This is a genomic window from Lacipirellula parvula (assembly GCF_009177095.1).
Classification (GTDB): Bacteria; Planctomycetota; Planctomycetia; order Pirellulales; family Lacipirellulaceae; genus Lacipirellula; species Lacipirellula parvula.
The window spans coordinates 229798-254073 of sequence record NZ_AP021861.1 but is presented as its reverse complement, the minus strand read 5'-3'; the positions used below and the strand labels follow the sequence as shown (position 1 = coordinate 254073).

The following is a 24276-nucleotide window of genomic DNA, read 5'->3' as shown; positions in this document are numbered from 1 at the left end:
GCTGCTTCGCCTACTAAACTAATGGCTAACCCGCTCAGCGACTTGTCCCAGCTCGCCAACTTCAAGATGCACGACTCCTCGCCTCCGCCGAACGATCGCTCGCCGCGGGAGAGCCGGTTCCGTCGAATCGCGTCGCGCGCTCGCACGCTGGCGATCTTTTACTTTCTGCTGCTCTTCGCCGGAACGCACATCCCTTCGGTCGGCCACAGTGGCCCGTCGTTCAACGACAAGTGGGCCCACTTCGGCGGCTACCTCGTTTTAACTCTCTGCATCCTCGCCGGCTGGGAATTGACGATCGGTCGACTGCACGCTCGGCACTACTTCGCCGTCTGGTTGGCGGGCGTAGTGTACGGCGCCTTCGACGAATGGACGCAAATCCCCGTGGGGCGGACGTGCGATATGAACGACTGGGCCGCGGATGCGATGGGCGTCCTCAGCGGCATTATTCTCTATCAACTCTTCCGGCCGATGCTGTTCGCGGTCGTCAGCGTTAGCGAGGAAGACCTCGATAAACGGGACTAGTAGTTCGGCGTCGGCGCGCGGTAGTCGGCGATGTTGATTGACTTGAACCACTTGATCGTCTCCGCCAAGCCTTCGCGGAGCGGTACCTTCGGCTCCCACTTCAGCTTCGCTTTCGCCAGCGTGATGTCGGGACGGCGGCGGGTCGGGTCATCGGCCGGCAACGGGCGTTGCACGAGCTTCGATTTGGCGCCAGTCAGTTCGATCACGAGTTCCGCCAGTTCGCGAATCGTGAACTCGCCCGGGTTGCCGATGTTCACCGGGCCGATGAAGTCGTCGGGCGCCGCCATCATGCGGATGAAGCCTTCGATCAGATCGTCGCGGTAGCAGAAGCTGCGGGTTTGCTCGCCGTCGCCAAAGATCGTGATGTCTTCGCCGGCGAGCGCCTGGCGGATGAAGTTCGATACCACGCGGCCGTCGTACGGATGCATCCGCGGGCCGTAGGTGTTGAAGATCCGCACGATGCGGACGTTCACTTTGTTCATGCGGTGATAGTCGACGAACAGCGTCTCGGCGGCGCGCTTGCCTTCGTCGTAACAGGCCCGCGGACCGATCGGATTGACGGAGCCACGGTAGCTTTCGACCTGCGGATGAATTTCAGGATCGCCGTAGACTTCGCTGGTCGACGCCTGCAAGATTTTCGCGCGGCAGCGTTTGGCCATGCCGAGCATATTGATCGATCCGATCACCGACGTCTTCATCGTCTTGATCGGGTTGTACTGGTAGTGGCCCGGCGCAGCGGGGCAGGCGAGGTTGTAGATCTCGTCGACTTCCAGGTTGATCGGCACTGTGACGTCGTGGCGGATCAGCTCGAAGTTCGGCTTCGCGAGCAAGTGAGTGACGTTGCTCTTCTGGCTCGTGAAGAAGTTATCGAGGCAGAGAACGTCGTGACCTTCGCCGACGAGGCGTTCGCAGAGGTGGGAGCCAAGAAACCCGGCGCCGCCGGTGACGAGGATGCGTTTAATCAGAGCCATGCAGGGGGACGCTGTTCGATGGTGAGTTGACTGCGCGCCGAGCGGGCGGAATTGCTCCGCTGACGACGCCACCATCTTAATGGACGACTGCTCCGCCGTTTAGGGCTGGAATGGCCGCGAAAACTGGCCTGGTTGGCGGGACTCAAAGCTGGCCGAGCAGTTCCTGTACAGATTCGACCGACTCGGGACGGACGCTGCGAGCGACTTCTTGCCCGTCGCGGAGGCCGATCAGCGTCGGCCAAAGCTTCACGCGGAACGAACGACCGAGCGGGCGACCAGGGCCGTCTTCGACTTTGACGTGCTCGATGCCGGGAAACTGAGCGATCGCTTCGGCGACCGCGGGAGCGGCGCCTTGGCAGTGCCCGCACCAGGGGGCGCCGAACTCGAGCAGCACGAGGCCGGCAGCGGCGTCGATTTCCTCACGCGAGGGGCCGGGATTAAGGTAGTCGTTTGCCATGGTAACTGTCTCGATTTTTTAGCCGCGAAGAAGCACAGAAGCCGCAAAAAAGGATTGCTGCCGTTCTTCTTTGCGAATCTTGCGCCTCTTCGTGGCTACTCTTCTTTACGCCGCTACGTCCGCGCTGGTTGGCGTTGCCGGCCGCGGCCTTGCTCGGCGCCCGTTTGCATCTTTGGCCGCGTCGCTTGCAGTGCGAGGCTACCGGGACCGAGCAAGCCTTCGACCCGCTCGCGTAACTCGGGATTAAGGTCGAGCCCCGGCCATTTGCTGTCGAGCCACACCTGCCCGCCGGCGGCGAGGTCGAGCCGCAGCTTCAGCTTCTTATTGCCGGGATAGCCGCGGAGGATTTCGCGGAGTTGTTCCAGCCCGCGCTGGCCGTGCTCGGCTTCGCGAACGCGGATCATCACGCCGGTGGCGTAGCGCTCCGACAGTTCGCTGAGCGGGATGAGTTCGTCGACGATGAGGTTCACTTCTTCGGCGCCGGGACGGCGATCGATCTTGCCGCGGACGCCGAGGATCGCATCGGCGACGACATGCTCGCCGCAGATGGCGAACTGTTCGGGCCAGAGGATGCAGCGGGTGATGCCGTCCATGTCCTCAAGATCCCACATCGCGTACTTCGTGTTGACGCTGCCGGGCCGCGGGTTCTTCGTGTGCGAGAACTTGATCGCCGCGATCATGCCGCCAAGCAGCACCTCGTCGCGGTGAGCGAGGGCGCCGATCGTTTTGCTCGAATGGGTGCAGAAGGTTTTGAGCGTTTGCTCGAATTCCGCGAGCGGGTGGCTGGAGAGATAGTAACCCAGCACTTCCTTCTCTTGTGTGAGCTGCTCCTTCTCGGTCCAGACGTTTACTTCGGGGAGCGACGCCACCGTCGCGGCTTGCTCTTCTTCGTCGTCATCGTCAAAGCTGAACCCCTTTTGTCCCGCCTTACGGTCCGCAGCGATTGACGCCCCGGCTTGCAGCGCCTTGTCGAGCACTGCCATGTACTGGGCGCGGTGGCCGCCGAGCTTGTCGAAGGCGCCCGCCTTGATGAGCGATTCGATCGCCGCACGATTGCAAAGCGAGCCGTCGACCCGTTCGCAAAAATCGAAAATGCTCGTGTAGGGGCCGTTCTTCTTCCGCTCGGCGGCGATCCCTTCCGCCGCGGCGCCGCCACATGACTTGATTGCGCTGAGGCCGAAGATGATCTTGCCATCCTCGACAGTAAACTCGGGATCGCCCTGGTTCACGTTTGGCGGCAGCACGTCGATGTTCATCCGCCGACAATCTTCGATATGTTCGACGAGCGGATCCTTGCTCTTGAAATTGCGGCCGGAGATATCGCACGACAATAGCGCCGCCATGAACTCGACCGGATAGTGCGCCTTCAGGTACGCCGTCATGTACGCGATGAGTGCGTACGCGGTCGAATGGCTCTTGTTAAAACCGTAGCCGGCGAACTTCTCGATCATGCTGAAGAGTTCATCCGACTTCTTCGTATCGAGGCCGAGCGACTTGGCGCCGTCGATGAACTCTTGTTTGTACTTGGCGATCATCGGCAGCTTTTTCTTGCTGATCGCCTTAATGCAGGTGTATGCGTTGGAGAGCTGGATGCCGCCCAGCTTGTTGAGAATCCGCATGACCTGTTCTTGGTAGACCATCACGCCGTGCGTTTCGGCGAGAATCTCTTCGGTCACCTCGTGCGGATACTCGGCCGGCTTGCGGCCATGCTTCACCTCGATGTACTGATCGACCATGCCGCCTTCGAGCGGACCTGGGCGATAGAGGGCATTCGTGGCGATGATGTCGCGGAAGTGGTCGGGCTTCATCCGCTGAAGCAAGTCGCGAATGCCGCCGGATTCGAGCTGGAAGATGCCCTTCGTTTCGCCGCGACAGAGCAACTGGAAGGTCGGCTTGTCGTCGAGCGGGAAGGCGTACGGATCGATCCGCACGCCGCGGGCTTTTTCGATCAACTTCACGCTGCTCGCGAGGATCGTCAGGTTGCGGAGGCCGAGGAAGTCCATCTTTAGCAGGCCGGCCGCTTCGACGTCGCCCATCGCCCATTGGGTGATGACGTCGGTCTTGCCTTTCACGTGCTGCAGCGGGACGAACTCGTCGACCGGCCGCGCCGCGATCACCACCGCCGCGGCATGGGTGCCGACGTTGCGGGCGAGGCCTTCGATCTTTTGCGCGAGATCGATCAGCTCGCGAACTTCGTGATCGCCGTCGTAGGTCTTCTTAAGCTCGTCGCTCGTTTCGAGCGCTTTCTTGATCGAAATGCCGAGCTGGTCGGGCACCATGCCGACGACCTGGTCGACGCGGAAAATCGGCATGCCGAGCGTACGGCCGACGTCGCGGATCGCGGCCCGCGCGGCGAGCGTGCCGAACGTGCCAATCTGCGCCACGTTGGCGTCGCCGTACTTCCGTTTGACGTAGTCGATGACTTCGCTGCGGCGTTCCTTGCAGAAGTCGATGTCGATATCGGGCGCCTCAAGTCGACTTTCGTCGAGGAACCGCTCGAACAGCAAGTCGTAGTCGAGCGGGCAGACGTGACTCAGTTTCAGCGCGTAGCAGACGAGCGAACCGACGCCCGAACCTCTCGCCGTGCAGGGGATGTCGCTTTCGACGGCGAAGCGAACGAAGTCCCACACGATGAGGAAGTAATCGTAGAAGCCGAGCTTGTTGATGACGCCGAGTTCACGGTCGACGCGGTCCATCACGACTTGCGAGAGCTGGCCTGCGACCGCCCAGCGCTCGGGCTTGTTGGCGTAACGCTCTTTCAGACCGTCGAGGACGAGTTGCCGCAGATAATCTTGCGAGTTGGTTTCTTTGGGAACTTCGAACGTCGGGAAGTACCGCTTGCCGAGTTCAAGGTCGATGTCGACCGAGTCGGCGATCTGCTGCGAACGGGCGAGGGCTTCCGACTGATCGGAAAGCGCGGCAAACATTTCGTCCGCACTGCGAAGGAAGAACTGGTCTCCCTCCATCTTCATGCGATTCGTGTCGGTGCGGAACTTGCCCGTGTTGATGCAGAGGAGCACGTCTTGCGCGACGGCGTCGTCTTGCCGCACGTAGTGGGCGTCGCTGGTGGCCACGAGCGGCAGGCCCATGCGGTTGGCAACTTCGATGGCCGCCTCTTTGGCGAGCCGCTGAATCTCCAGGCCGTTGTCCTGGATCTCGATGAAGTAGCGATCGCCGAAAACGTTATGGAACCACGAAGCAATGCCGCGGGCCTTTTCGATTTGCTCTTCAACGAGTCCGCCGCCGACTTTGCCGGAGCTGCTGGCGAGCAGCGCGCGGCTGAACTCGCCGCTGACGCAACCGCTGAGGCAGATGATCCCTTCGGAAAATTCTTCGAGGAGCGCGCGATCGATGCGAGGCTTGTGATAGAAGCCCTCGAGATAGGCGCGACTCGCCATCTTCACGAGGTTCTGGAAGCCCGTTTTGTTCTTCGCGAGCAGCGTGAGGTGGTAGGTCGCTTCCTTGCTGGTGAGTCCGCCCCCCTTGTTGAACCGGCTGCCGGGGGCGACGTAGGCTTCGTAGCCAAGCACCGGATTGATGCCCGCTTCCTTTGACGCTTTGTAGAACTCGAGCGCCCCGTAGAGATTGCCGTGGTCAGTGAGCGCGAGGGCGTTCATCCCCAGCTCTTTGGCCCGATTGACGAGCCCTTTGATCGGGCTGGCGCCGTCGAGGAGGCTGTAATGGCTATGGCAATGAAGATGGACGAACGACGGTGCGGACAAAGGGAGCCTCCTGCAGTCTCAAGCGAAGAACGGGAAGCCATTGTACCGCCGCAGGCAGCCGCGGCTCAACGAGCCGCCGGAGCGGGGCGAAAAACAATGCCGAATGGGGAAGGCTGAATGGGGAAAATTGGCATTCTCTGCCCCCATTCCCCATTCAGCATTCTCCATTTGAGCGCTGCTCCGGCGGGTCGTTGACCCGCGGCTACTTGGCTCGACGGCGGGTCGATAACGTCGTCGCTGCCAGCGCCATTGTTAGCATTGTTGCTGCCCCGGGTTCGGGCACTGCTTGGAACATGTTGGCGCCGACCCAATCGGCGATATTGTTGCCGAGCGTGATGCCATCCTCGGCGTCGAAGATCCAGTGGACGCCGAGGTAGATGCGGCTCATGCCGTTCTCCCACTCCGCTTGCGAGAACGACGTGAACGACCGCGTGTTCAGGCCCGACGGCATCGATTCGGCGGAGTTCAACACGTAGTCCACATCATCAGTGCCGTAGAAGTCGCGGAGGACTTCGAACAGCGCGCCTCCCATCGAAGCATGCCCCGACGGCCAGGCAGGGAAGGGGGGCGTAAAGTCGTCGGACCAATCGTTGACGTTGGCGCCTGGCGCGCCGAGCGGCTTCCAATCGACGGCTGCCTCAGTCGCGGCGTTGCCGTCCGCGTCGCCTTCGCGGATCGCGGTGATCGGCCGCCAAAAGTTGTCGGTGAACTTCGCGTCCCACGCCGCCGTCGCGGCGTCGGCCATCGCCACCGACGCGATGGCGAAGAGGCGGGCGTTCTCTCGCTCGGTGTTGCCCATCGTCAGTGCGATGTCTTGCAGGTTGCGATCGAACAACACTGGCGGCGGGCCCATCGATTGGCGGTCGTAGGCCCAGAAGATCGCCATGTCGGTCTGGTCGGCGGTGCGCGTCACACTGTTGAGAGCGCCTAGTTCCTTTACCTGATTGAACGCCGCGGCATACTCGGCGCTGTCGAGCGCCGGCGGCGGATCGAGCGGAAAGTAATCGCTGTTAGGAATTGCGAACGGGGCCACGGTTCCCCAGCCAGGGCCCCACGCCGATTGGTTCGGGTGGAGCGGATCGGGCCGCCACTCGCCCGGCGCGGTTCCAGGCGTATAGGGGTAGGTGACGTCGGCGTTGTCGCCGGTCCGCCAATTGATGTAGGCCTGCGCCGTTTGATTGCCGTAGGCGACGCCAGCGGCCTTCGCGGGACTATCGGGAATCGCAGCGAGCTTTGCGGCAATCGCCGCATCGAGGATCGGCTGCTGGCCCGGGTAAGCGAACATCAGCGTCTGGTAAGCCGCCTGTGCGAGCGCCGCCTGCTGCGAAGCCCCCGCCGGCGCCGGTGCGTCGTGCTTGAACGGCTGATGCGTCCGCTCGAAGCCCATCATCACGTCGTACATCGCCCCGTTGGTCATCGCCATCGCGCGAGTCGACCAACCAGGATTCGCATGTGTCGCGTTCGCCTGGATCACCTGCCGAATGGTGGCGTTCCAATCGAGAATTTCGTCGCCGCGAACATCCGAAGCCGCCGTGCCAATGAACAAGCACGCAGCCGCCAGCAATCGTCGAAGTTTCATCGTGAGGTTCATCCATGCAGCGACCTGACGACTTGAGGCGAGGATCCCGCGCGTATTCACACGACGTGCGCGAGCAGAGTGCTTGGTCGGGTTGACCCCCAAATCAGCAAGGGTCCGCCGTAGCGCCGTCAAGAAATCGGGTCGGCGACGAACGCACGACCTCAACAACGGCAAGTTCTCAAGAAGCCAGGTTCAACCGATCAGCGTCACCGGCAAAGAAAGGGGGGCACGCCCGCCCAGAGGACGGACCATCGGCGTGCATGATCCCGCGTGCGCCACCCTATGTCAAGAAACAGGGATTGCGCAAGCAATACCAGCAAACTAAGCAACCTAGCTGGCCTCAGGATCGCCAATCAGCCGCAGGTATTCTGCCAGTTGCGATTGGACGTCGAGTAATTCCTGCCACTGCACGAGCGGAATCGCCGCCTTGGCCTGCTGCTCGTCGATCGCGGCAGTCTGCACCAGTTGCCGCGTGCGCAAGTGGAGATATTCAAGAATCTCGGAAACTTGCGCCGCCTGCCCGGGGCTGAGTTGAGCCGGCAGATCGGGCGGCGACGGAATATGGAGCGTGCTCTGCAAATCTTCAGAGGCGCCGATCTGAAGTTCGAAGCTGAGCGATTTCGAATCGACCCGCTTGGCGAGTTCTTCGGCCAGCAGTTCGCTGGTCTCGCTGATGCCGTCGTTACGGAGCTCTTCGAGCCGTTGGGAGATCTGGTCCCGCGTGCCGAACAGCATGACGGAGCGGCCGACGGAAATCACGTCGCCAAACTTCAGAATTCGCAGCTGGGTATCTTCGCCGTTGACCCGGGTGCCGTTGGTGCTTTCGAGATCAGTGAGAACCAGCTTTCCCTGATCCTCTTGGATCTTGATGTGGAAGCGGCTGATCCGCTCGTCGTTGAGCTGAACGGAGTTGCCTTCTTCGCGACCAATCGTGACCGGAGCTTCGAGTTCTTCGAAGATCTGACCTCGGTCGGCGCCGTCGAGCACCCGTAACGTCACGCGTGTCATTGCCGCCGGCGGCGCCGCCTCTGCTCTCACTGATGTTCCCATTTGGTCGCTCGGCTGCCAATTGACGGCAGCCGGCCCTCATTAGCGCTTATAGCACGCCGCTAATCAAGCGGCAAGCAAAACCGGGGAAGGGGGCCAGTCGTCCCAATTATTCAGGGAAAACGTATCGACAGAGGCTCTTCCCAAGCGGCTCCGCAGCCGCTCGGCCGGTTTGAGGGGCAACTTTTATTCCCAAACTGGGAGCGGTGAACCGCACTCAGCCGCCGGTCAACGACCGGCCGGAGCGGTGATAAAAGGCGTTGCCTGATCTGACGCCAGCAGGGGTCGTGTCTTTCGAGGGTCACTCCCGGCCGGTCGTTGACCGGCGGCTACTGGGGCGTCGCTACTTGAGGTCGACGGTGCGGGTTCGCCAGGCGGTGCGGTGAGGGTGCGCCGGGCCGATCGACACGGCGACCCAGCCGTCGTCGATCACGAGTTGCGTCACCATCAATCCCGCGAAGCGCGGATCTTGGTTCAGCTTGGCCGCGAGGACCGGCAGCTCTTGGTCCTTGGGCAGCAGCTTGCCGAAGACGCTGTGGAGCACCATCCGCGGGCCGGTCCGCAGGTGGGCGCCGTTGAACTGCAGTGAACCGTCGCGAACGAGCTTCAGCTCGAGTCCATCGACCACCGGCCGAAAGAAGGCGTGGACGCCGACGCCGCGGATGCTGTCGCGACCGTTGCGAAGCTCGACGATGTTCAGAATCAACTCGATGCGATCGCCGTGGCAGATGATGCGGACCGCGTCGTCTTTGGCGAACTCGACTTTGGCGCCGCGAGGCAGATCGGCCGGGGCGTCGTCGGCGCGGCGATGAATCTTCTCGGCGAGCGAGTTGTGGAGTTCGAGCACCGTCATCCGCTTGCCGTCGAGTTCCAAGCCGCGGAGCGCGTTGTTGAAAGCCGACTCGTGGAGTTGGAAGCTAGCCACGCTGTCGGAAGGCGCCGAAGGCCGCGGCGTGTGGGCGCCGAGGTGCTGCTCGGTGGCAAAGCGAAGCCGCGCTTGCAGCCGATCTTCGGTGGTGCTCATGTCGACCGGCTCGGCGGCGATGGCGAACCGGTTCATCGGTTCCAGCACATGTTCGCGGAACCGAGTTTCGAAGCTGGCGAGCTTCGGATCGGTCTCGGCATCCATGCGATCGCGGGCTTCTTGCTTCACGCGGCTCTTCACCTGCGCAACGGCTTGACCACGATTTTGCTGGTGTTGCTCACGAGCGACGTTCTCGACGATCGAGCCGAGAATCGGCACCGCACTGAAGCCGCTGTCGACGCCGACGAGGCTGGTACGACCATCGGCCTGCGCTTCCGCCGGCCAGGTGTGGAGGCCGAACCGGTTGATCATGATCAACTTGCGGGCCTCGTACTCCATCTGGCTGCGATTGCGGACGCGCGCCGGCCACGTTTCCGAGACAGTATGCGAGTTGATGTTGCCGGTCGCCTCAAGGCCGATGCGCCATACGGCGGGATCGGGAATCAGGCGAACTTGCACTTGCGTATCGGTTTCCGATCGGCCGCGGACCTCGGCGCCGACGATCCGGCTGCGGACCGGCTCGGTTTTCGTTTCTTGCGGCGGGATCATCCGGTTCATCAAGTCCGCCGAAAACGCCACGCGCATGTTGGCGTTGCGATAGTTGCGGTTGAGGTCGTCGGCGAGGGCTTGCAGCCGCGAGTCGGCCGACCACTTCATCCGCATGCGGAGTTCAGCGATAGCATCGGCGTCTTTCCGGGCGCCAGTCGCTTCGTAGCGTTCGATGAACGCGGCGAGCGTATCGACCGAAACCTCGCCGCTGGCCCAGGGGCGTAGCTCGGTCGCTAGATTTATCACTGGCGGCTGAGCGAGGAATTGACGCTGAGCGACGGTCAGCCACGGATCATCGATGCGCACGAGCACGTCGCGGGCGACGGCCCGGCGGAGTTCAGCATGATCGGCGCCGCCGATGCTCATCAGACCGGCGACGTCATCAATGCGGAGGTAAGTCCGCCAAGTGGCGCCCGCTTCGGAACCATCGGTGAGCGCGGCGACATCGCTGACTGCTTGCGGCAAGCCGGAGTTATCGCCGACCGTTTGGCCGCGAAGGAAGGCTTGCTCGCCCATGAACTGCCGATCGACTAGCAATGTCCAGACTGGCAGGCGGCGTTCGAGCGAACGACTCGCTCGGACCCACGATGATTGGTCGGCAGGGTTTTTAACCGCGATCGCTTCGTTGTAGCCGTGTGCGGCGAGTTGGCGGAGTTCGACGATCGTTGGCTGCCAGTCGTGGCCAGCCGGCGAGGGGACATCGGTGAGTTGTTCGATACGCGCCAGGACGTGCTGCGCCCACGGCGAAGCAGGCGAGCCGACCGAGAGCTGTTCGAGTTGGGCGATGAGCGCGGTCGGGCGGTGCTCGAGGGCCGGCTTGGAGGCTGGCGCCACCGCAACGCGCGGTTGGGTCGGATTCGCCTGAGCCATCAGGCTCGATTCGCCGGCGATGCGCATCTCGCTCGGCGGAATCATCGCCAGACGGTCGTTCTCGCTTTCGACCACGACCCGCATCGGGCTGGAGATGATCAGCGAGTTCGCTTCGGCGGGCGGCGCTGCGGCGGCTTGGGCTTGCTGGGCCTGCGCTTGGCGGGCCTGCTCGACCATCGCCAAGATGGCGTCGCGAACCTTCACCAGCGATTGTTCGCTGAAGATCGTCGTCGCGGCAGGGGCTCCGCTGCGGGTGAGGATGCTCTGATTCTTACCGCGGAGGCTGAACGGTTCAGCCGCGGCGACTTCGGCGTCGGAGACGCGGGTTTCGACCAGCGGCTCGTCGACGGCGACATAGTCGTAATCGTCGGCGAAGACCATCGGGCCGGAAAGTTCCGGCTCGGGCGCCGAGGGGGCGGCCAGCTCGGGGACGGTCGGGTAGATTAGCGCAACAGGCTTGGCGGGCTTCTTTGGCGGGGCGGCGACGTCGCTCTTGGCGAGCGTTTCGGGTTCGGCAACGGCGCGAAGGCGCGCAGCGCGGCCGCGATGCCACAACCAGGGCGCCAACAGCGTCAACAAGAAGAGGCTTCCCAGGGCAACCAAATAGGGCCACCGCGGGCGTCGCCGTTTCCACTGCATATCGATACCGGCCTCCCTGCCGCTCGCTCTCCGCCCTGGCGAAGTAACGAGTTGAATCTCCGCCGTCGGGGAAGCGCATGACATGGCCCCCCGGCCGCGAAAGCTGCACGTCCTAATGATCGGTCGGCAATGCCGTGCGGCTTGCGTGGAGATTGCCGCAACTGGGGGTCTCGCGCATGATGCTAGCTGGCGGAATCGTTACACTGCGCGAAGCCAGGCAAACTTTGCGGCCTACAACCTCGTTCGAACGCTCCGCGTGAGCTGTGGCAAACAAACCTGTGGGAGGGGTCTCCGCCCCCGAAGCAGCGTTGAACTGCTGCAACCGCTCGTAGTGGTGACCGTCATCGGCGTCGGAGACGCCTCCCACAAGCGATAATCTGGCCAGGCCTTCGCGTGAGGCGAGAGGTACTTTAATGCAACCCGACGATGAACTTTGCCTCTGCTTTCACGTTACCCGGCGGAAGGTGGAGAATTTCATTCGCATCGAGCGGCCTCGTCGCGCGGGGCAAATGGCCGAGTGCTTTGGCGCCGGCACCGGGTGCGGATGGTGCCGACCGTTCTTGCAGCGGCTGTTCGAAAAAGCTCAAGCGGGGCAGGGGGGAACGCCTCAACCTGCTGGCGACGACCTTCCTTCCGCGGCCGATTACGCCCACTCGCGCGGCGACTATGTTCGTGCGGGCGGCGGCGTGCCGCCTGCCGGCGCCACGCCGATCGACGCGGAGTAGTTTCTTTCGCGTGTTAGTGCCGCCCGCGTTCTAGCCCCGGGCTCTGCCCGGGGGTCGGCGTGAAGTAGTGGCGACGTTCCAACGGTATGGTGCGCAACCCCCGGGCGGAGCCCGAGACTAGGGTGCGAGGAGCGTTCGACGCTCAGGTCGAACTAAACCACTCGGCCGTCATCAGCCCGAGCTTCACCGCGAAGAGCGCCAGCACCACATTCGCCGCGATGTTCAACCCTGCGGCGGCGAACGACTGCAGTTCCCACAGCCGCAACGTTTCGAGACTAAACGTCGAAAAAGTCGTCAGCCCGCCGAGGAACCCGACGGCCGCGCCGGTCGCGAGCACAGGATGCTGCATGAACGGCAAGCCCGCAACGAGCCCCAGCAGAAACGCTCCCACGACGTTCACCGCGAGCGTGGAGTAGAAAAGGGGCGCCGCGAACCAGCGGACGCAGGCGACGTTGGCGCCGTAGCGACAGAGGCACCCGAGGGCGCCCGCCACGGCGACGGCAAAAATCTGCTGCATGGGAAAACCTCGGCATTTGCTGAATCGCCGCTACTCGACCACGCCGCAGGCGACAGGTCAACGGCGGCCCAACCGCAGCGAACCCGCTGCCGTGGCTGGCTGTCCCCCTCCAGGCCGGCCGATTAAACTTGAATTTAGCGTCCAACGGGCGCCGCATGGCCAGTACGGAGTATCTCCGAGACCATGCCACCCACCACTCGCCAGCCCGCCATGATCGAAATCATCGATAATTACGACTCGTTCACCTACAACCTCGTCCAACGGTTGGGGGAGATCGATCCGACGGTTGAAATCAGCGTTCATCGCAACGACGAAATCACTGTCGATGAAATCTTGAAGCTGAAGCCCGAGCGGCTGATCATCTCGCCGGGACCGTGCACGCCGAACGAGGCGGGCGTCTCGGTGGAGTGCGTGCAGAAGCTCGCCGGCAAGCTGCCGCTCTTGGGCGTTTGCCTCGGGCACCAATCGATCGGCCAAGCCTACGGGGCGAGCATCGTCCGCGCTGATCGGTTGATGCATGGCAAGGTCGACATGATCCACCACAACGGCCGCGGGCTGTTCGCGGGACTCGACAATCCGTTTCAGGCGACGCGGTATCACAGTTTGGTGATCAAACCGGAAACGCTGCCGGATGAGTTCGAAGTCACCGCGTGGAGCGACAACCCCGAAGGGGGCCGCGAGATCATGGCGGTCGCGCACAAGAAGCTGCCACTGTTCGGCGTGCAGTTTCATCCGGAAAGCTTTCTCACGCACGCTGGGTACGATATCCTGCGCTCGTTCCTCGCCGTCTAGCCCCTGGCTCCGCCAGGGGGTCGGCTTCTATTCCGCACAGCGTTGCCCCAAGGTCACGCGACCCCCGGGCGGAGCCCAGGGCTAAAAAGATGATCTCCGTTGACGAAGCTCTCGACCATATCCGTCGCTGCGTGACGTCGCTGCCGAGCGTGCGGACTCCGCTAGCCGAGCTACTCTACCTGCGGCTCGCCGAGTCGGTTGCGAGCGGCGTCGATTCGCCGCCGTTCGATAAGTCGATGGTCGACGGTTACGCGATCGACGTGAGCGACGCCTCCGCGACGCTACGGGAGATTGAACTCGTCACCGCGGGCCACGTGCCGTCGAAGGCGGTTTCGCATGGCCACACGATCCGCGTGATGACCGGCGCCCCCGTTCCCGCGGGCGCCAGCGCTGTCGTTAAATGGGAAGATTGCGAACTGACGGGCGACGATGTGATTCGCAACCCGGCTGCCGGCATCAAGCCAGGCTCCTGCATTCTGCGGCGTGGTTCGTCGTTTCACGCCGGGCAGGTCGTGCTCGAAGCGGGCAAGCGGCTAGGGCCGCTCGATATCGCATTGCTCGCCGAAATTGGCCAGGCCGAGGTGATGGTCACGCCGCGGCCGCGCGTCGCCGTGTTGCCGACCGGCGACGAGTTGGTCGCCGCGCACGAACCGCTCGGCCCGGGGCAGATCCGCAACAGCAACGGGCCGATGCTGCTCGCCGCCGTCGCCGCGGCGGGAGCGACGGCGGTCGACCTCGGCGTCGGCTGCGACGACCCCGACGACCTGCGGACGCGAATTAACCAAGGGCTCGCCAGCGACGTGCTGCTGGTAAGCGGCGGCGTTTCGGCAGGCGTGAAAGATCTCGTCCCCGGCATTCTCGCCGAGCTGGGCGTCGAGGAGCAGTTCCATCAAGTTCGCATCAAACCCGGCAAGCCCCTCTACTTTGGCGTGCGGCACGCCGAGGGACGGCGGACGCTGGTGTTCGGGCTGCCGGGGAATCCGGTGAGCACGTTCGTGTCGTACCAACTGTTCGTGCTACCGGCGCTGCGCGCGCTCGCCGGAGCGCCGTTTGAACCAGCCGCCACGCAGCGCGCCGTGCTGGCGATGCCGTTCGAGCACCGCGGCAAGCGGCCGACCTACCATCCTTGCAAGGTGAATGCGCCGACTGAGGGGGGCGTGCTGCATCTTGAGCCACTCAATTGGCGCGGCTCCGCCGACCTGGCGACGCTCACGCGGGCCACGCACCTCGCCGCGTTTCCGGCCGGCGACTATCAACTCGTCCACGGCGATGCAGTCGACGCGATCCCGCTGTAGCCGCCGGTCAACGACCGGCCGGAGCGGTGATCGAGGGAGTTGCCGCGAAGAGACGCAGAAATCGCAAAGAAGGAATTTGAATCCAACCGGCTGACACGATCGCTTACTTGTCTATTGTCGCGATCTTTGCGTGTCTTCGTGCCCGTCGTGCCTTAGTAGTTAGCGATTTGCAGTTCGCTCCGGCGGCCCGGGTACTCGCGGCAGAAGACTCGTTGACCCGCGGCTACTTTTTCTGCACGACGTAGGAGCCTTGGAACGAGGCGAGCGGGCCGTCGGCGTCGGCGATCTCGGTGGCGATGTCGATCTTCGAGTGCCCCTTGCTGCGGAGGAACTCGTAGAAGAATTCAAGGCCGCTGGGATCGATCGGCAACCCGCGGGCGATGATCATCTCGTCGCGCACCGGGCGGAGGTAGCGAATCTGGCTGCGGCGAATGACGACGTTGCCGGTGCGACCTTCGTGATGCAGCAGCAGAAAGACGGTGCCCCAGCCGACGATCGTCAGGAGGGCGTTGATGCTGCCGGCGAACGCGGAGTACTGGTGATTGCGGTTCGGGGCGAGCGGCATTTCCATCGCCAGCTGACAGCCGTCCCACGAGATGGGGCGGATTCCCATCGGCGTGCAGATCGGCATCTCGCTTTGGAGCGTCTGTTGCAGTTCAAGCAGAGCGGCGGCGTGCATCGGGCCTCTTCCGGCAGGCAAAGGCGGCTCGGCCGCGACGCTCTCCAAGCCGCCGACAAACGAGTCCGAAGCTGAATATGCTACCGCACGCCGCAGAATCTGTCAGCGGGCCAGAATCTACTGGGATGGCGTCAGTTGTCCGTTGTCCGTGGTCAGTTGCTAAGAAAACCACGGGGGAGGCGCTCTCCTAAGCAACTGACCACGGACAACGGACCACTGACGAGCCTCTAAAGGCCCCAAATCAGCATTACCGCATAGTCGAGCGCGTTCGGCGTCGAGCCGTCCGGCGAGCTGTTGTAGCGGTCGATGGCCGAGACTTTGAGGCTCATGTTTTTCGGCTGGTCGAGCTGGATCTCCCAGCCGAAGTCCGCGAGCACGCGGTAGTTGCCGAAGTCTTCCCACTCCGGGAAGTAATCGACCTTTGCGGTCAGCCGCTGCATCTTGGTGATCTGCCGCGTGAAGTCGAAGCCGGCCAGCGCGGTCGGCTGCCAATCGTTTTCAACGCCGCCGAACTCTCGCAACGTACCGACGCCCAAGCGCGTGAGGAAATCGGTCGAGTCGGTTTTGATCCACTGGTAACCAAGACCCGAGTTGAGCGAAAGCTGAACGTCGTACGATTGGAATTCGTCGTAAATGAAGTTCTCGAGGACGAACAACGTCCATTTGGTTTCAGCGAGGACGCGATCGAGCCGCAGGTCGTGAACGCCGTTGTTTTGGGTTTGGATGCCGTTGGTGACGGTTTTGTTGTAGTTGAGGCTCGACTTCAGCTTCCAGCGATCAGTCACTCGGTTGAGGTGACCGCCGGTGCGCATGCTGAAGACGCTGTTGTTGCCCTCGCTGCCGTTGATGCCGAGTTGCACGCCTGCGTCCCACGGCGTGGGACCGAACCAGTAGGCTGGCTGATACCACTCGTAGACGGGCGGCGGCGTGACGTCGATCGCATCGGCGAGCGTTTCCGGCGTGGAACCGGGACGCATCAGTTCCATCAACGAGTCGTACGGCCCAGGCGGGGCTGCGATCTCTTCCGCCCACGTGCCGGCGCCGCTGCTGGGCGCAGGCATGGTTTCGCTCGACGGCGGCGAGGGCGCCGGCGTCACTGGGTCAGAGGGCGGGGCAGGGGAGGGGTCGACGACTCCCGGGCCTTGCGGCGAACCAAGAATCGGCTGCGACGGCGCGGGCAGCGGCTCGGAGGCGTACCGTTGCGCCGCCAGCGGCATCGCGCACGACGCCCACAGACAGGCCGCGGAGCACGCGATGATTGTTCGTAGATGTAGATACAGCATCGCCATCAGGCCGTTGAACCAGCAGACAAGGAGCGACAACGTCGCGACGAAAAAGGCGCCGAGGAATACTGAATTGGTGCGAAAGCGCCAAGTGGGGATGAGGGAGTGCTAGCGGGCTGAGCAGCCGCGGATCAACGACCCGCGGCTGGCGCAACAAAAAACGGCGGCCGATTCCCTGAGGAACCGGCCGCCGTCGTTATCGTCTCTTCAAGCTCAGTTCGCCGTCGAACCAGCTAGCGTCGGCAATTAGCCGCCACAGCCGCAGGACGGGGCCGGAGCCGCACAGCCGCAGTCGGTCGAAACCGGGACTTCGACTTGCTTCTCGACCATCTTGCAAACTTGGACTTCGATTTCCTTCTGAACTTGAACCGGCACGCACACGGTGTAGGTGCTGGTCTTTTCTTCCGGAACGCAGGTCCACTTGGTGACCGTGTAGGTCTTGGTCCGCTCTTCAGGCACGCAGGTCGTCACTTGGACTTCCTTCGTCTGTTGCTCGTTGACCATCTTGCAGACCTTGTATTCGCGGGTGCGAACTTCCGGCTTGCACTTGGTCACGTTGCAGGTGCGGGTCTTGGTCTCGGCGACCATCTTGCAGACCTTGACGGTCTTGGTGCGGGTCTCAGGCTTGCACTTCTGCACGGTGTAGGTGCAGGTCTTCTCCTGAGGAACCATCTTGCAGACCTTGACGGTCTTTTCACGGGTCTCTTGCTTGCACTTGTTGACCGTCACCGTGCAGGTGCGGACTTCAGGCTTGCAGGTCGTGACGTTGCAGGTGTAAGGAACTTCTTCCGTCACGCACTTGTAGGTGGTGCAGGGAACTTCCTTCGTTTCGCAACCGCAGACCCAAACGCGCTTGCAGCAGGTCGTCGGGCAACCGCAGGCGTCCGTACCGGCAACGCTTTGCGTTTCCCAGTGACCGGTGTTGACCTGAACTTGCTTCATGACCGTTTCGGGAACGCGCTTCGTGACCGTGCGGGTCTTGGTGACTTGTTCCGTGTGAGGAACGTTCACCGTGTAGCTGCGCTCTTGCTGTTCGGTGTAAGGAACGTTCACCGTGTAGGTGACGACCTTATCCTCGTAGCTGGGGACCATGACCGTGTAGGTCTTGGTTTGCTCTTCGGTGTACGGGACGCTGACGGTGTATTCGACCGTCTTGTCCTCGTAAACCGGCACGTTCACCGTGTAGGTCTGCTCGACCGCTTCGGTGTAGGGGACCATCACCGTGTACTCGCTGGTCTTCGTCTCGTAGACCGGCTTGCAGACGTTGTAGGTCACCGTCTTGCTTTCGGTCTTCGGGACCATCACCGTGTAGGTGCAGGTCTTTTCTTCCTGGACCGGAACGCGCTTGTTGACCGTGTAGGTCTTGGTGCGTTCTTCCTTGGTGTACTCCGTGACCGTGACCATCCGCTTTTCGGTGACGTAGGTCGGGACCATGACGGTCTTCATCACGGTCGTCGGGGCCGGAGCGGCTTCAGCCGCGCAGTCGGCGCAACCGGCGGGGGCTCCGCCGCACGCATCACAACCAGTGTCGCAAGCCGGGGCTGCATCGCAGCCGCACGGGGCGGGTTCGCAACCGCCGCAACACTTCTTTTTGAACAAGCCGGCATCGGCCTGTCCTGCGAACCCTACTACCAGCATCGCGATCGCTGGCAGCAGGCACACAGCACGTCGTACCATCAGGGCGCCCTCCAAAGGCTCTAACTAGGGGGAATGGGGGATTGATTCTCAGCTGAAAAAATCGAGCGACTAGGCATTTTGGGGAACCTATTCGGCGATCCGCAAATTCTACAGCACGAATCTGCGGTCGCAATTATTCCCGGCAAAAACAGGCCTCAATGGCCACGTGCCTTCGAGCCGCCACTTCTCCTCTCCACCCAAAGCGAGAAGATTTCCTTGCGGGTCGCCACCGCTCGCTAGAATAACCCGGCCAAATCGAGTTAAAAGGGGTTGCTCGCGCAGATTGTCCGGAAAACAGCGACTCGCGAGGCTGCGGAGAGTTTTTTGATCAGGCAAAAATTTCCCAGGCAATTCTTTTTGCCCCGCCCCCCACAGAGAGGGGAGACCAAGCGTCTGGGGACTGGAGCGAGCGTTTCCCGACCAACCTTCGCGTCAGCCCGCCGCAGCGATCAGGCGACGCAGTAGTTCCAGGCTTTCGACCAGCCGCGGACCAGGCCGGTTGAGATAGGCGTCGCCGTCGATCACCGTCGCCCGCCCGTGGACGACTGCTGGCACTTCTGACCAGCCGAGGAGCTGCTCCAAGCAGACCGCCTCCCGCCGGCTCCGCTCCAGGTCGAAGCCGCAAGGGGCGACAATCAGCACCTCGGGGGCGAACTCGACGATCTGCCGCCACTCGACGTAGGGGCTGTGGCGGCCCGCCTCGGCAAGACCGTAATCGCCGCCGGCGAGTTCGACCAGTTCCGGCGTCCAGTTGCCGGCGGTCATCAAGGGCTCAATCCATTCGATGACGGCGACGCGCGGGCGGCGTGCTGATGGGACCGCATTAGCTTGAACCGCGGCCCGCACATGGGCGATCCTCTCACTGAGCGAGAAAACATACTGCTGCGCTTCCGCCGCCGCGTCGCCGATTCGTTCGATATCAGCCAGCACTTCGTCGAGCGATTCAGGATTGAGCGCCACCACCTGCGTCTCGCGCAACTCCTCGCGTTCGGCCACGATTCGCTCGACCGAGCTCAAGCTCACAGCGCAGACGTCGCAGCATTCACCTTGCGTAACGATCAACTCAGGCCGCAGAGCCGCGAGGCGATCGGCGTCGACTTCGTAGAACGATTCGCCCGTCGCTGCGAGGGCCTTCACTTGAGCATCAATCGCAGCGCTGTCGGCCGAGGAATCGATGCGGCTGCGCGTGAGCCGCGGCAATCCTTCGAGACCATGCGGCCAGTTGCACTCGTGGCTCACGCCGACCAATTGCTCGCGCAGCCCGATGCCGCAGATCATCTCGGTCGCGGCGGGAAGCAGGGAAACGATTCGCGTCATGCGAGCATCTTAGCGTTTTAAGCGAATCATTTCCCACCTTCAGGCTAGCGCAGCTCGGATTGGTCGCTGGCAGACTTGGGCGCGGCCTTCGTCTTCTTCTCTTCCTCATTTTCATTGAGCATGGCGTGCAGATGATGGTGATCAACGGCGAACTCTTCCTGAGTTCCATCCTGGAAATGAATGGTGTAGAGATAGGTCGACTGAACCTTCTTACCAGCGCCGATCATCGGATAGACCCGTGAGGGGCCCACTTTCTCATTGAGCTTTCGCTTCTCGATGCGATCGACCTTTCTTGCAAGGTCTTCCTCCGATCGCGGCGTCGACCGCTTGATGTGGGGACTCTTTTGAAAGACTTTTAGCACCTCTTCATCGCTTGGCGGGTCGAGGAAAACGACCTCCTCGCCGGAAGTGATCGGACCTAAAAGCGACGCGCGATCAATCCGCTTCTCGCCCCATCCTGCGATCGCGACGCGCGCCTCCATCGGCAGATAACTGGTTTCGACGCCTCGGCTGTCGGCCTTACAAGGTTCGATGACGACCTTCGTCGCGCGGCCAGGCTCCAACGAGACGTTATGGAACATGACCGTTTCCATCGTGCGGGTTTGCGTTTGGAGTTCAAATCTCTCGACGTCGGCTGGGGTCACGCCGTCGAACTCGAACGTCGTCTGCGTGAAATGCGTTGATCCAACGCCGTTCGTACGCGTCGGTAACAGCTCTTTTCCCGACGCGTCGAAGAGAACGAGGCGTCCAGCTTGACTACCAATCCCGTAGCTGGCGGTGATGGCGATGCCTGTTTTGGTCTCATATGCCGTCGCGAATGCTGCACTTAGAGGTTTGCCATCCACCATGAGCCCGGCAGACGAAGCGTTTCGTCCATCAGTATCGAAAGCCTTCTTCCAAGGAGTCGAGGCGACGCTGGCAGTGAACGTGACGGTCGCCGTCTCGCGACCACTCACAAACGTCACTCCGGTCACTTCTAGAATTGATCCTTCGGCTTCCTTCTCGGAAACGCCTCCACCGGCGCCGCCGTAGGGAGGCAACGTGTGCCACAACCGGGTTTGATCCGGATTGTCACCGATGTTTCGCCAGCGAAATGCCAGCTCTCTGGCTCCGCGATCGTCGGAACGATAGCGAGCTTGCGGCAACGATGCGTCCGGCAGCGGCGCTCCGTCGGGCCTCCACCATGTCTCGTCCTTCGAAGGATTTTTCGCGAGCCCGATCAACTCGACCTCTAAACCATTCGAGAATCGCCAAACAAATTGACCGTCTGTTTTGGGATCAGCTTGTTGCTCCGCCGGCGGCTTCTCCTCGGCAACTGCTTCCGACGACAACTCCACGAGCGGCGTCGCCGCCAATAGCAGCGTTGCGATGATTCCGCAGGACGCCCCACGGCGACTCAATCGCCGCCCCACTGGCAGCCGTGCGAGCCCCGCCATTCGCTGCCGCCAAAAGGCGCTCAGTTGCATCCGTGTGCCGTTGTCGAGCGCTGTACTCCACGGGCCGAAATTGCTCGGTTGCGATGACATGACGACCTCCATAAAGCCGCGACCGGTGGTCGCGGGTATTTGGTATTGGATTGAGTGACGTGATGCGACGGGGGATCATCGCCGGGGACCGCGACCACCGGTCACGGCTTTTTGGAATCAACCGGTTAGTCGAGCCGCAGAGGCGGCGCTGAGAACAAGGGGCTGCGATCGGCCGCTGGCGGCGTCGATCAGCGTGCGGGCGTACGTCGTTGCATTGGCGCCGCTAGTGAGCATTGCCAGGCGGTCGCAGGCGAGTTCTCGTTCGAGGCCAGCTCGATAGGCGATCAAGTGGACGATCGGGTTGAACCAGTAAACGGTCCGCACCGCCTGAATGGCCCAGATCGTGACGAGGTCGCGCCGCTTGAGGTGGGCCAATTCGTGCAAAATGATTTGCCGCAGGGCAGGGGCTTCGATCTGTTCAACCAGTTCGCTGGGTAGGAGGAGCACTGCGCGAAGTAGGCCGCAGACCATCGGCGAGCCGTCGCCGACGAAAATGCGGATGGCCGGCAGTCGCGCGAGGCCGAGCCGGGCGGCGCATTGTTCGACGACGATTCTCTCCGCTTCGCCGGCGCCTGTCGTCGTTGTCAGCAGGCGTCGCAAAGAGCGGAATTGCCAAGCGATGCGAGCAATGCTGATTAAGACGACGGCTCCCCACAGGCTGCCAAGCCAAGTGGTGAGCGTGAGCCTACGGAGCGAATGCCAGAGGAGAGCTTGTTGTGGCTGCTCGCGCGGATTGGTTTGAAGTTCTTGCGGGACGAGCGGTGCGGCGGGTTGACTGGTCGCTGAAGCGACCAGTCCGGTGGGTTGAGTTTGAGCGAGCGTGGGTTCTGCGTGCGCTGTACTGCTGAACCATGCGGGGGCGGGAACGTTGACGCTCCACAGCGGCAACACCAGCAGCTTCAATGAGAGTGCGAGCCACAGTGCGTAACGCAGGCCGGGCGATTCGCGGCGGAGCAGCCAGCAGAAGGCGCCGACAATTGCGGCCAGCAACGCTGATTGCCAAGCGATGTTCCACATGAGCAGCGCCCAGGCGGCGGACCAGTGGTTGAATTGGTCGATCATGAGATAAGCCTCGGTGGCGAGGAGACGATGCGGGGCTTCGGAACCGACGTTTCCCCCGGCTTGAAGAGCCGGGGGCTAAGAGGGCGAAACGGCGGCGTCACTGCTCGGCGAGTTTTTCGGCGATCTTCTGCAGCGCGGCGACGTCGCGGTCGGAGAGTTTCTTCTGGCCGGCGAGATACGCGACGAGCGGTTCGGCCGAACCGCCGAGGACGCCGTCGACGAAACGTTGCACCAGTTCCGGCAGCGCACGGCGCTGTTCGACCGCCGCTCGCCAAAGGATCGGCGCCGAGTTCTCTTGCCGCGCGAGTAGGCCCTTCGCTTCGAGCCGTTGGATCGTCTTGAGGACCGTCGTACGAGCGGCGGGGCGTTCCTGCTGGACGAGTTCCCAGACTTGGCGTTCGGTGCAGGGCTGGCGATCCCAGATGAGTTGCAGGACGCGGGCTTCGAGCTCGCCGAGGGTTGGCATTTCTTTTTTGGGCATTGCTGTGGTTCGCCTGTTTTTTTGGGCGCTCCGGCGGGTCGTTGACCCGCGGCTACGGCAATTGCCGTAACGGCGGAAAGCATACGGCAAATGCCGTAAGCATGTCAAGAATATTTTCTTTGCCGGCAATTCTGGGGGAACTTTGCGATGGCTCGCGCATCCAACCCTGCGTCGACCGCCTGATGGGGCGGGCGTTTCACTGCTTGCAGGGGATTTTCAGATGGCGATCCGACGAATGCTTTTATCCCGCAAACTTCTCGCGGCGACGCTGCTCGGCGTGCTGGCTGGTTCGCCGGAGGCCGCTTGGGCGCGGGTAAAACTCATCACGCTGCCCGTGCGCGAGCGAGTGGAAATCCAACTCGACAACGAGCAGGCGACGCTCGTCGAGGAAGAGCGGATCGTGCCGCTGGTGAAGGGCGAGAACCAGATCGACTTCAGTTGGGCGAACACGCAAATCGATCCCGGCACGATCGTGTTCCGCGTCGTTGAAGGCGACGACGCCCCGGAGGTGAAGGTGTTGTCAGTTAGCTACCCGCCGAATGAATCGGCGCTAGTGTGGAGCGTCTCGGCAAGCGAAGCAGGCGCCGCGCGAGTTCGCATCAGCTACCTACTCGGCAATCTCACGAAAAGCTTTAACTACCGCGCGGTTGCCTCGAACGACGAGCGGACGCTCGACCTCTCGCAATTCATGCGGCTCAAGAATCTTGCGAACGAAGAATTCGCCGGCGCCAGTTTGTGGGCGGGATTCGGGCCGAACTTCTCGCAACCTGTCGGCTTGAACGAAACGAAGGAACTGCTCGTCGAGCGATTCAAAGCCGTGCCGATCGAGAAGACCTACACCTGCAATCCGCAAGAGTACGAGTATCTCGATCGCGCCCAGAACAAGCTCCGCGTACCGATGCACTACGTCATCAAAAACGATGCGGAGCATGGACTCGGCAAGGCGGCGTTGCCGTTCGGCAAGGTGCGGATCTTCATCGCCGGCGGCGGCGACGATCCGCAAGCGGGAACGGCGTTCCTCGGCGAAGACTGGGGAAAGTTCACGCCGCGCGACGACGAGATGCGGCTCTACCTTGGCGTCGCCCAAGACGTCGTCGTGAAGCGGACCATCGAAAAGAACGAAACCCGTCGCGTCTCGGGCAACCTGTACGACCAAGAGCTGATCGTCAAATTCGAGGTCGAGAATTTTAAGAAGCAACCGGTGCGGCTCGACGTGATCGAGAACCTGCGTCACTTGCGCAACGAAGTTCGCGGCGACAACGGCCGCGACGTGAAGTGGGAACTCGGTAAGGAGACGACGTTCGCCGACGGGCCCGATGAGGAGCGGAGCAACGCCGAGCAACTGGTGTTTCATGCCGAGCTGCCTGCCGCTGGGAAGGATGGCAAGGCGGAGAAGCAGGCGCTGAAGCTGCACATCACGCTGAAGAATGAGTGGTGATGTCGCTAACGCGGGCGCTCGTGATGGGCGCCGTGTCCCCGCCGCTGGACTGGTCGCTCAAGCGACCAGTCCGAACCTTCGAAAACGCGTTGATCACTTCGACT

General features: G+C 62.4%; 19 protein-coding genes. 5 read left to right on the top strand and 14 right to left on the bottom strand.

What is annotated here, in order from left to right; all coding sequences use genetic code 11:
• Positions 1-21: 21 nt before the first annotated feature.
• A complete protein-coding gene (locus PLANPX_RS00955; RefSeq protein WP_152096918.1) occupies positions 22-522 on the top strand; it encodes a VanZ family protein in 501 nt (166 codons plus the stop codon).
• On the opposite strand, the gene PLANPX_RS00950 is transcribed toward PLANPX_RS00955, so the two are convergent.
• From PLANPX_RS00950 to PLANPX_RS00925, 6 genes are all read right to left on the bottom strand, one after another.
• Entirely contained in the window at positions 519-1487 is a 969-nt protein-coding gene (locus tag PLANPX_RS00950) for a UDP-glucuronic acid decarboxylase family protein (protein ID WP_152101751.1), read from the bottom strand. The two genes, PLANPX_RS00955 and PLANPX_RS00950, sit on opposite strands and share 4 nt — an antisense overlap.
• 148 nt (positions 1488-1635) lie before the next feature.
• On the bottom strand, positions 1636-1950 hold the full coding sequence (locus PLANPX_RS00945; RefSeq protein WP_152096917.1) for a thioredoxin family protein: 315 nt from the start codon (positions 1948-1950) through the stop codon (positions 1636-1638).
• A 113-nt stretch (positions 1951-2063) separates the two neighbouring features.
• Entirely contained in the window at positions 2064-5672 is a 3609-nt protein-coding gene (gene dnaE / locus PLANPX_RS00940; protein WP_152096916.1) for a DNA polymerase III subunit alpha, read from the bottom strand.
• A 202-nt stretch (positions 5673-5874) separates the two neighbouring features.
• The gene (locus tag PLANPX_RS00935; protein WP_172991776.1) at positions 5875-7251 is read right to left on the bottom strand and encodes a vanadium-dependent haloperoxidase; all 1377 of its coding nucleotides are present in this window, start codon (positions 7249-7251) and stop codon (positions 5875-5877) included.
• A 330-nt stretch (positions 7252-7581) separates the two neighbouring features.
• Positions 7582-8301, bottom strand: a complete 720-nt coding sequence (locus PLANPX_RS00930; RefSeq protein ID WP_232536272.1) for an FHA domain-containing protein — start codon at positions 8299-8301, stop codon at positions 7582-7584.
• Between the two features lie 340 nt (positions 8302-8641).
• On the bottom strand, positions 8642-11320 hold the full coding sequence (locus PLANPX_RS00925; protein WP_152096914.1) for a hypothetical protein: 2679 nt from the start codon (positions 11318-11320) through the stop codon (positions 8642-8644).
• 473 nt (positions 11321-11793) lie between these two features.
• Here PLANPX_RS00925 and PLANPX_RS00920 point away from each other — a divergent pair, with 473 nt between their 5' ends.
• Positions 11794-12105, top strand: a complete 312-nt coding sequence (locus PLANPX_RS00920) for a (2Fe-2S)-binding protein (protein ID WP_152096913.1) — start codon at positions 11794-11796, stop codon at positions 12103-12105.
• Between the two features lie 142 nt (positions 12106-12247).
• Here PLANPX_RS00920 and PLANPX_RS00915 read toward each other — a convergent pair whose 3' ends face one another.
• Positions 12248-12622: a fluoride efflux transporter FluC gene (locus PLANPX_RS00915; protein ID WP_152096912.1), complete on the bottom strand. Its 375-nt coding sequence runs from the start codon at positions 12620-12622 to the stop codon at positions 12248-12250.
• Between the two features lie 210 nt (positions 12623-12832).
• Between PLANPX_RS00915 and PLANPX_RS00910 the strand changes: the two genes are divergently transcribed.
• A complete protein-coding gene (locus PLANPX_RS00910; protein WP_152101749.1) occupies positions 12833-13414 on the top strand; it encodes an anthranilate synthase component II in 582 nt (193 codons plus the stop codon).
• Positions 13415-13503: 89 nt separating this feature from the next.
• Positions 13504-14709 carry a gephyrin-like molybdotransferase Glp gene (gene glp, locus PLANPX_RS00905; protein ID WP_152096911.1) on the top strand — a complete coding sequence of 402 codons (1206 nt, stop codon included), beginning with the start codon at positions 13504-13506 and terminating at the stop codon, positions 14707-14709.
• Positions 14710-14932: 223 nt separating this feature from the next.
• Here the strand turns inward: glp and PLANPX_RS00900 are convergent, their stop codons facing one another.
• From PLANPX_RS00900 to PLANPX_RS00870, 7 genes are all read right to left on the bottom strand, one after another.
• A complete protein-coding gene (locus tag PLANPX_RS00900) occupies positions 14933-15388 on the bottom strand; it encodes a YiiD C-terminal domain-containing protein (RefSeq protein WP_152096910.1) in 456 nt (151 codons plus the stop codon).
• A 227-nt stretch (positions 15389-15615) separates the two neighbouring features.
• Positions 15616-16710, bottom strand: a complete 1095-nt coding sequence (locus tag PLANPX_RS00895) for a DUF481 domain-containing protein (protein ID WP_152096909.1) — start codon at positions 16708-16710, stop codon at positions 15616-15618.
• A gap of 207 nt (positions 16711-16917) precedes the next feature.
• Positions 16918-18348 (bottom strand): hypothetical protein, encoded by a 1431-nt coding sequence (locus tag PLANPX_RS00890; protein WP_152096908.1) that lies wholly within the window; start codon positions 18346-18348, stop codon positions 16918-16920.
• 432 nt (positions 18349-18780) lie between these two features.
• Positions 18781-19665, bottom strand: coding sequence for a cobalamin-binding protein (locus PLANPX_RS00885; protein ID WP_152096907.1), 885 nt, complete (start codon positions 19663-19665; stop codon positions 18781-18783).
• A 44-nt stretch (positions 19666-19709) separates the two neighbouring features.
• Entirely contained in the window at positions 19710-21191 is a 1482-nt protein-coding gene (locus PLANPX_RS00880; RefSeq protein WP_152096906.1) for a hypothetical protein, read from the bottom strand.
• A 117-nt stretch (positions 21192-21308) separates the two neighbouring features.
• Complete coding sequence (locus tag PLANPX_RS00875) at positions 21309-22253, bottom strand: M56 family metallopeptidase (RefSeq protein ID WP_152096905.1); 945 nt, start codon at positions 22251-22253, stop codon at positions 21309-21311.
• Between the two features lie 97 nt (positions 22254-22350).
• Entirely contained in the window at positions 22351-22734 is a 384-nt protein-coding gene (locus tag PLANPX_RS00870) for a BlaI/MecI/CopY family transcriptional regulator (protein ID WP_152096904.1), read from the bottom strand.
• 220 nt (positions 22735-22954) lie between these two features.
• On the opposite strand from PLANPX_RS00870, the gene PLANPX_RS00865 reads away from it, so the two are divergent.
• A complete protein-coding gene (locus PLANPX_RS00865; RefSeq protein WP_152096903.1) occupies positions 22955-24172 on the top strand; it encodes a hypothetical protein in 1218 nt (405 codons plus the stop codon).
• The last annotated feature ends 104 nt before the right edge of the window (positions 24173-24276 follow it).

Coding starts and splice junctions, on each gene's coding strand:
- PLANPX_RS00870 (WP_152096904.1), bottom strand. CDS start 22,734: ATGCCCAAAAAAGAAATGCCAACCCTCGGCGAGCTCGAAGCCCGCGTC.
- PLANPX_RS00880 (WP_152096906.1), bottom strand. CDS start 21,191: ATGTCATCGCAACCGAGCAATTTCGGCCCGTGGAGTACAGCGCTCGAC.
- PLANPX_RS00885 (WP_152096907.1), bottom strand. CDS start 19,665: ATGACGCGAATCGTTTCCCTGCTTCCCGCCGCGACCGAGATGATCTGC.
- PLANPX_RS00915 (WP_152096912.1), bottom strand. CDS start 12,622: ATGCAGCAGATTTTTGCCGTCGCCGTGGCGGGCGCCCTCGGGTGCCTC.
- PLANPX_RS00890 (WP_152096908.1), bottom strand. CDS start 18,348: ATGGTACGACGTGCTGTGTGCCTGCTGCCAGCGATCGCGATGCTGGTA.
- PLANPX_RS00900 (WP_152096910.1), bottom strand. CDS start 15,388: ATGCACGCCGCCGCTCTGCTTGAACTGCAACAGACGCTCCAAAGCGAG.
- PLANPX_RS00930 (WP_232536272.1), bottom strand. CDS start 8,301: ATGGGAACATCAGTGAGAGCAGAGGCGGCGCCGCCGGCGGCAATGACA.
- PLANPX_RS00955 (WP_152096918.1), top strand. CDS start 22: ATGGCTAACCCGCTCAGCGACTTGTCCCAGCTCGCCAACTTCAAGATG.
- PLANPX_RS00920 (WP_152096913.1), top strand. CDS start 11,794: ATGCAACCCGACGATGAACTTTGCCTCTGCTTTCACGTTACCCGGCGG.
- PLANPX_RS00945 (WP_152096917.1), bottom strand. CDS start 1,950: ATGGCAAACGACTACCTTAATCCCGGCCCCTCGCGTGAGGAAATCGAC.
- PLANPX_RS00875 (WP_152096905.1), bottom strand. CDS start 22,253: ATGATCGACCAATTCAACCACTGGTCCGCCGCCTGGGCGCTGCTCATG.
- PLANPX_RS00935 (WP_172991776.1), bottom strand. CDS start 7,251: ATGAAACTTCGACGATTGCTGGCGGCTGCGTGCTTGTTCATTGGCACG.
- PLANPX_RS00910 (WP_152101749.1), top strand. CDS start 12,833: ATGATCGAAATCATCGATAATTACGACTCGTTCACCTACAACCTCGTC.
- glp (WP_152096911.1), top strand. CDS start 13,504: ATGATCTCCGTTGACGAAGCTCTCGACCATATCCGTCGCTGCGTGACG.
- PLANPX_RS00865 (WP_152096903.1), top strand. CDS start 22,955: ATGGCGATCCGACGAATGCTTTTATCCCGCAAACTTCTCGCGGCGACG.